Origin of the sequence: uncultured Nostoc sp. (genome assembly GCF_937863485.1) — a bacterium.
Taxonomy (GTDB): domain Bacteria; phylum Cyanobacteriota; class Cyanobacteriia; order Cyanobacteriales; family Nostocaceae; genus Nostoc.
The window spans coordinates 44,780-54,348 of the sequence record NZ_CALMFY010000118.1; the positions used below are offsets into that span (position 1 = coordinate 44,780).

The 9,569-nt window shown below is 41.6% G+C and carries 11 protein-coding genes and 1 pseudogene; 7 read left to right on the forward strand and 5 right to left on the reverse strand.

Annotated features, from left to right (window positions below):
- Positions 1-133: 133 nt before the first annotated feature.
- The gene (locus Q0541_RS15885) at positions 134-463 is read right to left on the reverse strand and encodes an STAS domain-containing protein (RefSeq protein ID WP_298911697.1); all 330 of its coding nucleotides are present in this window, start codon (positions 461-463) and stop codon (positions 134-136) included.
- A 710-nt stretch (positions 464-1,173) separates the two neighbouring features.
- Between Q0541_RS15885 and Q0541_RS15890 the strand changes: the two genes are divergently transcribed.
- Positions 1,174-1,377, forward strand: coding sequence for a hypothetical protein (locus Q0541_RS15890; RefSeq protein ID WP_273763802.1), 204 nt, complete (start codon positions 1,174-1,176; stop codon positions 1,375-1,377).
- A gap of 368 nt (positions 1,378-1,745) precedes the next feature.
- Positions 1,746-2,254, forward strand: a pseudogene (locus Q0541_RS34475) (aminotransferase class I/II-fold pyridoxal phosphate-dependent enzyme); the annotation flags it as partial.
- 58 nt (positions 2,255-2,312) lie between these two features.
- Here Q0541_RS34475 and Q0541_RS15900 read toward each other — a convergent pair.
- Positions 2,313-2,657, reverse strand: a complete 345-nt coding sequence (locus Q0541_RS15900; protein WP_298911719.1) for a hypothetical protein — start codon at positions 2,655-2,657, stop codon at positions 2,313-2,315.
- A gap of 299 nt (positions 2,658-2,956) precedes the next feature.
- On the opposite strand from Q0541_RS15900, the gene clpS reads away from it, so the two are divergent.
- The 5 genes from clpS (at position 2,957) to Q0541_RS15925 (ending at position 5,470) form a co-directional block, all read left to right on the forward strand.
- Positions 2,957-3,238 (forward strand): ATP-dependent Clp protease adapter ClpS, encoded by a 282-nt coding sequence (gene clpS, locus Q0541_RS15905; protein WP_298911701.1) that lies wholly within the window; start codon positions 2,957-2,959, stop codon positions 3,236-3,238.
- Positions 3,239-3,302: 64 nt separating this feature from the next.
- Positions 3,303-4,127, forward strand: a complete 825-nt coding sequence (locus tag Q0541_RS15910; protein ID WP_298911703.1) for a type II CAAX endopeptidase family protein — start codon at positions 3,303-3,305, stop codon at positions 4,125-4,127.
- Between the two features lie 135 nt (positions 4,128-4,262).
- Positions 4,263-4,688, forward strand: coding sequence for a hypothetical protein (locus tag Q0541_RS15915; RefSeq protein ID WP_298911705.1), 426 nt, complete (start codon positions 4,263-4,265; stop codon positions 4,686-4,688).
- A 128-nt stretch (positions 4,689-4,816) separates the two neighbouring features.
- The gene (locus tag Q0541_RS15920; RefSeq protein WP_298911707.1) at positions 4,817-5,056 is read left to right on the forward strand and encodes an AbrB/MazE/SpoVT family DNA-binding domain-containing protein; all 240 of its coding nucleotides are present in this window, start codon (positions 4,817-4,819) and stop codon (positions 5,054-5,056) included.
- Between the two features lie 9 nt (positions 5,057-5,065).
- Positions 5,066-5,470 carry a type II toxin-antitoxin system VapC family toxin gene (locus Q0541_RS15925; protein ID WP_298911709.1) on the forward strand — a complete coding sequence of 135 codons (405 nt, stop codon included), beginning with the start codon at positions 5,066-5,068 and terminating at the stop codon, positions 5,468-5,470.
- Positions 5,471-5,531: 61 nt separating this feature from the next.
- Here the strand turns inward: Q0541_RS15925 and Q0541_RS15930 are convergent, their stop codons facing one another.
- From Q0541_RS15930 to Q0541_RS15940, 3 genes are all read right to left on the reverse strand, one after another.
- Complete coding sequence (locus Q0541_RS15930; protein ID WP_298911711.1) at positions 5,532-6,170, reverse strand: pentapeptide repeat-containing protein; 639 nt, start codon at positions 6,168-6,170, stop codon at positions 5,532-5,534.
- Positions 6,167-7,564, reverse strand: coding sequence for a DICT sensory domain-containing protein (locus Q0541_RS15935; protein WP_298911714.1), 1,398 nt, complete (start codon positions 7,562-7,564; stop codon positions 6,167-6,169). Before Q0541_RS15935 ends, Q0541_RS15930 begins: the two co-directional genes overlap by 4 nt.
- Before the next feature lie 123 nt (positions 7,565-7,687).
- Positions 7,688-9,280: a photosystem II high light acclimation radical SAM protein gene (locus tag Q0541_RS15940; RefSeq protein WP_298911715.1), complete on the reverse strand. Its 1,593-nt coding sequence runs from the start codon at positions 9,278-9,280 to the stop codon at positions 7,688-7,690.
- Positions 9,281-9,569: the final 289 nt, after the last annotated feature.

The window sequence follows — 9,569 nt, forward strand, 5'->3', positions numbered from 1 at the left end:
CTACCTTAATTACAGCTACTCAACCCCAACCTTAGCATTGAATTAGGTTTTATAACATAGTTTATCGTTGCAACTTATAACTCCTTCACATAAAGTCCAGACCTGACGCAAACTTTTCTGCTTTTAGATAAAGTTATCTTGCAGCCAACTCGGCTTCACCGTCCAATATTTCAAACACCCTATCGAGTTGCGTCAGTTCAAAAATAATTTTAATTGACGGAGCAACAGTGCAAAGTCGGAAACTCCGTCCTAAACTAAGAGCCAGCTTGTGTGTAGATAACAATGCCATCAACCCCGCACTGTCTAACGATTCTACTGCTGCTAGGTCCACCACCAAGATGGAAATACCATTTTGTGCCAACGCTGTGGTCATATCTCGTTCAAATTCCAAGGCGTTTGCAGCATTCAAACAGCCTTGGGGACTAATAACTGCGACCTTGGGATAGTGAAGCACTGCCTGCATAGTTACATCCTATTGAGAGTTATTAAAGCGTCAAGCTGAGAATTATTTGAACATAAACTTTTTTTTGTTGCATCGACCATACGTCTTAGGTCTCTTTGCTGAATCTTTATTGCTTTAGTATCTCTGTTTAAAGATTGTCATAATTCCAGTTTGAAATGTGTTTATATATACTTTTTTTTTATCCCAGTTCAAAAACAATCAACATAGACAGCCTTAGAAGAGAGAAATACATCCGTAACTATGCTGAGAAAACTTACTTAGTCTATAAGACTCATATTTGATTTTGAAATTTACGTAGGGGAGCCAGCGCTCAGAGGGGTTTCCCCAAGTGAAGCAACTGGCGTTACGTTAGCAAAGCGTAAGGCACTTGTTGAAGGTTTTAGTGCCGTACTCAAGGGCGATAACACAACGCTAGTCCGCTCAAGTCGGGAAACCCGCCCAGACGGCTAGCTCCTCTACATCTACTTAAATTTTTTCACGCAATCAAATCCTATTGATATATAACTCAAGCTAATTTAGCCAAGTTTTAACGGTAAGTTAAATCTTCCGCTTTAGCGTTGCTGATGGTATACGGCATAGTCACAGCGAATTATCATCTATCTAACTAATTAAATTGTGATCTAGATCACTAATAAAGTAGTATTTAGATCATTCTTTATACTGAGATGTCTCTGGGATAATTAGTATCATATACAGTTGGATTATTACTTATGAGAACTAAGTACGCTATTCGTAAATTGGTAGAAAAAGCTCTTGACATTAAAAAACTAACTCCTGAGATAGAAAATGAAATCAACTCAGAACTGACGGAACTGGGTTACATTTCCGATGTTGATTACGAAGCTCTAGAATTATTAATGGCAGAGATGGATGCTGGGAGAATTCAGTTGGTTCCTAGCTTCGGATATTCCTAATTGCTTAGGCATAAAGGTTTCTTGCTTTTATCAAGTGAATTTGATTAAGACTGAAGCAATAAAACTTTAAAATAGATAAAACAAGTTTTAGTAAAGGCAGGGCAGATAAGAAGGACGATATCATTGTTTGCATTTTTCTATGAGGTTGATTATTTAAATAATTAACGAACCTACCCCTCAAAAATGTCCATTTTGTGAGAATTAGCCCGTAAGCATAAAATCGTGACATTTTAGAATGAAATAGCCTTGCTATAAACCGCTTAGTACCGCAAGGCGGAAGTCATGCATTCAAAAGTCATGCATTCAAAAGTATTATGGAATAGGCTTTTTAGGGATTTTAAATGGTTGCTCTATTTACGCCCTAGCGTACTAGTGTGCTGCAAATTCCGGGCGCGAAAGATGTAACGATCAAATTTCACAGTTTGTCTAAGTCGTACAATATGGCAGGCTGGCGAGTTGGTTGTGTTGTTGGTATTAAAGGCTTGGCACAGGTAAAAAATAACGTTGATTCTGGGGTAATTTAAGGTAATTCAAGATGTGCGAGCGCAGCTTATTCTCCTACCACTGAAGCAGAATTCTAAACCATAATGTTGGTTTCCCAAAATCGCCGTGATACTATTGTTAATGGGCTGCAATCTCTAGCTTGGGCGATTCAGCCTCCGAAAACTATCCTTTACGTCTGACACCTCTTCCCCCAGGATATTCCTTAGCAGAATTTGTAACGTTACTACTTGACAAATATGGTATTGTTGTGCATAAAAGTAAGGGTTACAGTGCATCTGGAGAAGGCTTTTCTGAATTGCTTTAACTATTAGCGATGAGCGGTTGCAAGAAGGAATTAGAACGGATGAAAGATGCTGGCATCCGTTACGCCTGATGGAGACAAGGGGGACAAGGAAGGATAACTAATACCTAATGCCCTGTTTGACCAATGCTTATTGATATGCTTGCCAAAGTTGGTGAATAAACTGATTGAGTTGTTGCTTGGCACCTAAATCAGGTTCAGTTTTTGGTTCTTTTGCTAAAACTTGGCTCAAGAAGGTAATTACTTCTGTGTCTAGGGCTGGCCGAAATAAATTGGCAGGCCAAAGCAGGTCAGACGCATCTCGCAAATCGGTAATTAGCGGCGATTCTTGAATCAAAGTAACCATCAATAAAGGACGCACCCAGCACAACTGGCGGGAAACTATAAATTGAATGACTTCTGCATACAGATTCCTGTCGCCATACTCTAAAGACACAATTTGTCCTGGTTGAAGAAAATCTAGGCTAATGTCCATCATTACGCAGTTTGGGCAGGGGCAAGGATTATTTTGCAACTTCCTTAATTTTAAAAGTGAAAATGCGCTACGTTTAAGGAAGTTTATGTAACATTAGGTTAGCACTCTCACGGCAACGATGTCTAAGACATCTGCCTCACAAGTGGCTACGCAAAGCTAATACGACCAATCTTTGGCAGTAAAGGGTTTTCCTAGCATAGTATCTGAACAGAAATACTATAGAATAGGTAAATAACTGTTAAGCGATCGCTACACAGACACTTTGTAGTGGTGAATCAACAAGAAAAGAGCAAAGAGCCGTGTCAGTTGAAACTATTGAAAAACCTTCCACAATCCGTAAGCTAGCGCCTCGGTATCGCGTTTTGCTCCATAACGATGACTACAATTCTATGGAGCATGTTGTGCAGTCACTAATAGCCACTGTGCCAAGCCTTACCCAACCCCAGGCTGTTAGCATCATGATGGAAGCCCATACTAACGGGCTAGCTTTAGTTATTACTTGTGCTTTGGAACACGCTGAGTTCTATAGCGAAACATTGATAAGTCACGGTTTAAGTAGCACGATTGAACCTGACGAATAGTCATTGGTCAATAATCAAGAGTCATAATCTGGAGTATTGACTTCTGATTATTGACCTATTTAGTATGAAAAAAAACCTTGTCCGTTTAGCTGAACGCCCTGCCCCCATTAGGCTGGGTTCTTTTATTGTGACTTTATTGCTGCTATGGTTACCCTTAGCTGCACCAATATACTTACTAGTGCATGATTCAAACTTAGAAAGTATATTGACATTGGTATTGTTATATGCAGGATTTATTTTTCTCTTAAAACTATGGGGTAAATATGTCTACCAGCAACCCCAAATTCTACGGCATTATGGCTTAGAATTCACGCGACAAAACGGTGTGGATTTAGTGCGTGGCTTGGCTATGGGCGTAATTAATATTCTGATACTTTTTGGGGTAGAAAGTTTGTTAGGTTGGTTGGTGTGGCAACAACCGAAAGTTTTCTTGCTGAAAGTAATTGTAGAGGGTTTACTTGTTGGCTTAGGTATTGGATTTGCTGAGGAATTGTTATTCCGAGGCTGGTTGCTAAACGAATTACAACGAGATTACAGTCCGCATGTGGCACTGTGGACAGATGCAACTGCGTTTGCTACATTGCACTTTATTAAACCCTTGGAGGCAATTATTCATACACTGCCGCAATTTCCAGCTTTAGTACTGCTGGGGTTAACGCAAGTATGGGGAAAGCGTTGGCGGAGGGGGCGTTTGGGTTTACCAATTGGTTTACATGGTGGTTTAGTTTGGGGTTACTACATTATTAATGTAGGTAAATTAGTGAAATATTCTGGTCAAGTTCCTGATTGGGTAACTGGTGTAAATAATAATCCCCTACAAGGAGTGATGGGAGTGTTGTTAATGAGTGTACTAGCTTTGTGGATACGAGGGCGAACTGTTAAGAATTAAAAATTTAAAAGTGAACTTTATTTTTGCCCAGCTACTTACTACTTAAATTGTAGTAGATAAGCTGTTCAAATTACAGCTTATTAAGTGTATCATCAACCAAGAGTTGAGCTAGTGTTTTCCATCGGAGTAAGAGAAATGGATTTACGAAAGTTCCATACAAACTTATTTGTTGACGATAGCAATGAATCTAGTGAATGGGAGTGGGTCGCTGATTTAACTGATGAAGCGGAGTTTCTGGAAAACCTGCGCTACTGGCAAATTGCTAGATATGAGTTTAACCAAACTTATTTAGTCAGTCTTGATTCGGATTACCGAGTTAGTTTTCTGGACTTTTTGTGTATCACTGATAGGATTTTTAATATATATAGATGGGCAACACCAGAAAGTTTTTATGAATTCACAGGGCTGGTATTGTGTTTATCGTCAATTCAAAAAAAGTACATATTACATAAGCAAAATCCTGATAGAGTTGCTTTAATATCAGAATTGCCACAAGATTTATTAGAAGATATTTTGAAGGCACATACAACTTTGCAAAAGCGTTTCAGTTCAACCAAGTGAAACCCAAGAATTAACGCTTAATACCCATCAGTTATTTCGACCGTGCAGGATAAAACTTGACATGATATTGTAAAGTAACACACTGCGGCAAAATAATTAAATAATTATGACTTTAAGGAGATTGCTTGATGCCAAACTCATGCCATGTTTACCTCTTACGGGATGGGCAACATCAAGTCCTAACCATTCCTGATGAATTTGCTCTATCCAGCACAGAAGTTTTGTTACGCAAAGAAGGTAATCGATTAATCATCGAACCCATTTCTTCCGGTTCTCTACTTTCACTGCTTGCCACTTTGGAAGACATTACAGAAAACTTTCCTAACATAGATGAAGGGTTACTGCCACTTGATGATATTGTGCTTTAATCCTGTCCAATGACTTATCAATACCTGCTAGACACCAACATCATTTCAGATTTGGTAAGACATCCTCAAGGTTTGGTGTTTCAGCGACTCGCAGCCGTAGAGGAAAACTGCATTTGTACCAGCATTATTGTGGTGTGTGAACTGCGATTTGGTGCAGCTAAAAGCGGCTCTCTCCGTCTTCTTCAGCAACTAGAAAGCATTCTTGAAGTATTACCTATTTTGTCGCTATCGCCTCCCGTGGATCAGCACTATGCGGTAATTCGTACACACTTAGAGCAAACAGGAAGACTCATCGGCCCCAATGACTTACTGATTGCTGCCCATACCCTAGCCCTTAACCTGACGCTTGTTACAGCAAATGTCCGCAAATTTGAGCGCGTACCTGGTCTAAGTGTAGAAAATTGGCTACTTTGAGGGTATACATTGGGGTGGTATAGTATATTATTCATTGCAGTTTGCATAAATTAACCCTTATTCAAAACGCAGCCTCCACAACTGTACCCACCAAACACGCTTTATTCAAATTAACGCCGCTCAAATTTACACCTTCTAACTCTGCACAAAGCAAATTCGCCCCTGAAAAATTCGCCCCCGCTAAATTCGCCCCCCGCAAGTCGGCTTCTTCCAGGTTTGCTTCACTCAACAACGTCCCTTGTAAATCAGCGCGACTCAAGTCTGCACCTTTGAGATTTGCCCCAGTCAGGTTTGCACCGCGCAAGTCAGCACCGCGCAAGTCCACACCTTGCAAGTTAACGTTCATCAAATTGGCACCACTCAAGAAAGCACCCGCCAATGATACATCACTGAGTCTCGCTCCCATTAAGTTAGCGCCGCGCAAATTACTACCCCGTAAATCAGCACCTGTTAAATCTGCTTGCATCAGATTTGCTCCCATCAAACTCGCCCGCAAGTCAGTTTGTTGAAGGTTGGCTCCCATCAAATTCGCCCCCTCCAAATGCCCACCTTCGAGTTTAGAACCAGCAAAATTAGTGCCGACAAGGGTAGCGCCAGCAAGATTAATCCGGCTTAAATCCAGTCGGGAGAGTTCCTCGTCTTCTAAATTTGCCCCTGGAAGTTGTTTGAGTTTTCCTAATCTAATGGCTTCAATATTCATGTAAAGTAACTACCAATCTCCTCACTTATCTTGCTGTGGCTATCCCATTGGGAATCAAGTATCCAAATGCCGGCGCTGACTTTGGGTGTGATTACAGGTAAGTCTAGTCCCTGTTGTAAACCCATAACTAACAAAGCTAGGGTATCTACAAGTTTAGGGTCAAAGCGGGTAGATTGCTGCTGTCTGCACTCATCTAAAGCTTGAGAAAATATCTGTTCCTGGCTTTGATTTGACAATTTTCGCTGATTGACTCGCCACTGAAAGTCTGCCAATAATGCCAAAATTCTCGACTCTAGGGGTATTTCATCTCCAGCTAAACCTGCTGGTTCCCCTGTGCCATTCCACCACTCGGTTTGGTGAGTGATAATTTGGGCAACTGCTCGTAGTCGTGGCATGGTTCGCAATACTTGCGCCCCCGGTACTAAGGGACAAGTTAAGGGAGAACTAGGGGCATCTTCTTGGTAACGTGTGGATATACCGCCAGTCAGAACGCTTTCTGCTTTCTGTAATGGATCTATGCGATGCAACAAACTCGCCAGCCGCAATCTTTTAATTTGCCATGCAGGAAGATCCAAAAGCTGGGCGATCGTTTCAGCAAGTACCACTACTTCCGCAGCTGCCATTGGATTGTTGACATCTGCCATATCCATCAGTTGCGCCATTCGCAAAAAGGCTTGGATTTCGTTAGAAATCAAGTTGCGATCTAGCGTTTGTTGGCGAAGTGCTATTGGTATGGATAAATTATCTTGCTCAGTCTGGAGGTAATCTACTACACGGGAGACAACTGCACCTAAATTTTGGGATCTGGCAATTGACGGTACAATTTGTTGTTTATCAACTGTGAGTTTATCCGCCAGTTCTGGGTTGTATTTTCTGATGTGAGCGATCGCTATTTCTGCTGTCTCTTGCACTAACTCTGGCTCAAATGTCCACAAGCCATAGAATTTACGCTCTAAGTCTGATGTCGGGACTCCAGCGCTGCCATAATCAGCCTCTGATAATTCTTGACAAATCACCATCGCTGTGTATTTAGGCGATAAAATAATTAAGTGCCACTCCTGCGCTACTGGATCAATTCGATCTAATGCTACTAAGTCTACATTGGCTAGCTGGCTGGTAGGATGTTCAGCAAAGCCGGATTCAGCAGCAGCCATGATGGCAATTTGGCGGCTGCGCTGGGCGATGTCTGCATATCGCCCAGCTTCTTGTAGATACCATTTACCCTGTTGGAAGGCTGTGATAACTAGGGGTGTACCGTCGTCGGTTAAGATATGGTCTTCTAGAGCATGGCACAGGGCAACTAGGGTATTTTTGTAGTAAACACCGAATCGAATTGGCCTGGTGGTATGGCGATGGGATGTTTCTAACTGTTGTAAGATTGAACCTTCTAACATGGGATTTGGTAAAAATAACCGCAGAGGCAATAGAGTTGCCAGTGCATTGGGCGGGTTTCCCGACTTAAAGCAACTGGCGCGACACAGAGGAAGAGAGGGGGAGAAATTCAGAGTTCGTATTTTCTAGGATACACCTGCTAACTGTTTTTCTTTCGTTTCTATTGGTGCTGTAAGTGCTGCTTCTAAGTCGGCACAACCCAGCTTTTCTTCTAAGATTTTCATGACTTCACGTCCGAAATCGTTGGGGTTTTGTTGCCAAGCTTGCAAGCAGACTTCTCCGAAGAATGAACCCAGGGGTTCAGGATTCCAGAGGAGTTTTTTGGCTGTCCACGGCATCAAACTCATTGGATCATACCCTGGTTTGAGGATGCCCTCTTTGAAAGCATATTCTTCTAAATGGGTATGGGGTTGCAGTCCAATAAAGAAGATGGCTGGTTCGACTTTATCAGCACCAAAAATCCGTTCTAGTTCCCGGTGATAGGCGATGGTTTGACGGATGGTTTCGGGACGTTCATCAATGACGTTAAAGGAGTAATTGACAGAAACTAAGTCGTTGAAACCAGCTGCTTTTAAATCACGGCAGTTTTGCAAGACGTTTCGCAGGTTATACCCCATCCGCATTTTCCGCACGAGTTCTTGAGAACCACTGGTAATCCCTATTTCAAAGTAGTTCATCCCGGTTTTCGCCATCAAGTCGCACAACTGGGGTGTCAAATTGTCAGCTCTGATATATGCTGCCCAGTGGATGTCTGTCATACCAGAATCGACGATTTTTTGCAAGAGTTCTATGGCATCGTCGATAAATTTTTTCGCTGGGATAAATTGGGCATCGGTAAACCAGAAGTTGCGAATGCCGCGATCGTATAATTGGCGCATCTCCGCAACTACTTCATCTGCTGGGTTGATGCGTACTTGTTTGCCTTCAACAACAGTGTAGACGCAATAACAACAGTTGTGAGGACAACCACGCTTAGTTTGTACACCTATATAAAAATCTTGCTCTTGCAGATAATAGTTAAATTCCGGCCAAATACTTTCGATATAGTCGTAGTTACAGGCTGTTTTTTCTAGTGGAGTGGGTTGTTCATGAATTAGTCGTTTGCGTGGTTGAGTTTCTCCTGCAATGTAACAGCGTTCATCTCGAAAATCTCTGCCACTTAAAAGTTTTTCCAGCAGGGTTTCCCCTTCACCCACAGAAATAATTGTCCCTTGGGGTAAGCTTTTACCTAGCTGTTCATAAAATACACTGACTGCACCACCACCTACAACTACACGAGCATTAGAATTATATTTTTGGGCACGCTTTAAACCGCGTTTGATTAAACCCTGATTACGCCATAACTCTACATAGTAAGCGGTGAAGATTCGTAAACCGCCCAATCCGCCACGTAGTTTCAAAAGAGGATTTTTAGCATAGTAAAATTCAAAAGCGTTTTGCAGTGGGTTGCCACCACGTCCACCAACTGGAGCATAAATTTGAATATCCCGCCAAGAAAATACTAGCAGTGTCGGTTTAAATTCATCGATACACCGATCTAAGGCAAAAGTGTAATCTAAAGGTGGCACTGTTCCCAAATCAAAAATGCGCTGTTCGATATTAGGAAACTGTTTGTGGACGTGATCGCTCAGGTAGACAACCCCAATGGGAAAGATAGGGTTACAAGGAAGGCGAACGTAAAGAATTCGATTTTCCATTATCGGTGTTTTGACTTCCATCTTGCCAATCTTTGGGGAAAGCGAAATAAATTCCAGTTTTAAGGCGTGTTTTTGTTTTGGCTACTCTTAATCTCTTAAATTTTGCTTGACATTTAAGCCACTCAGTGATAAAATGAAAAACTTTTGTTCACAGATGCAGGAATCAATAAAATTGCTTTGTATACCAAATGCAGGGGATCAAGAGAGGCTTTACGAAGACATTTTTCATATATAGTAATCCGATTTGATTTTTTCAAAAATCTAAGTATATGTAGGGGAGCCAGCCGTCTGGGCGGGTTTCCCGACTTGA

Coding starts and splice junctions, on each gene's coding strand:
- Q0541_RS15920 (WP_298911707.1), top strand. CDS start 4,817: ATGCCAAACTCATGCCATGTTTACCTCTTACGGGATGGGCAACATCAA.
- Q0541_RS15915 (WP_298911705.1), top strand. CDS start 4,263: ATGGATTTACGAAAGTTCCATACAAACTTATTTGTTGACGATAGCAAT.
- Q0541_RS15925 (WP_298911709.1), top strand. CDS start 5,066: ATGACTTATCAATACCTGCTAGACACCAACATCATTTCAGATTTGGTA.
- Q0541_RS15910 (WP_298911703.1), top strand. CDS start 3,303: ATGAAAAAAAACCTTGTCCGTTTAGCTGAACGCCCTGCCCCCATTAGG.
- Q0541_RS15885 (WP_298911697.1), bottom strand. CDS start 463: ATGCAGGCAGTGCTTCACTATCCCAAGGTCGCAGTTATTAGTCCCCAA.
- Q0541_RS15900 (WP_298911719.1), bottom strand. CDS start 2,657: ATGGACATTAGCCTAGATTTTCTTCAACCAGGACAAATTGTGTCTTTA.
- Q0541_RS15940 (WP_298911715.1), bottom strand. CDS start 9,280: ATGGAAGTCAAAACACCGATAATGGAAAATCGAATTCTTTACGTTCGC.
- Q0541_RS15935 (WP_298911714.1), bottom strand. CDS start 7,564: ATGTTAGAAGGTTCAATCTTACAACAGTTAGAAACATCCCATCGCCAT.
- Q0541_RS15930 (WP_298911711.1), bottom strand. CDS start 6,170: ATGAATATTGAAGCCATTAGATTAGGAAAACTCAAACAACTTCCAGGG.
- Q0541_RS15890 (WP_273763802.1), top strand. CDS start 1,174: ATGAGAACTAAGTACGCTATTCGTAAATTGGTAGAAAAAGCTCTTGAC.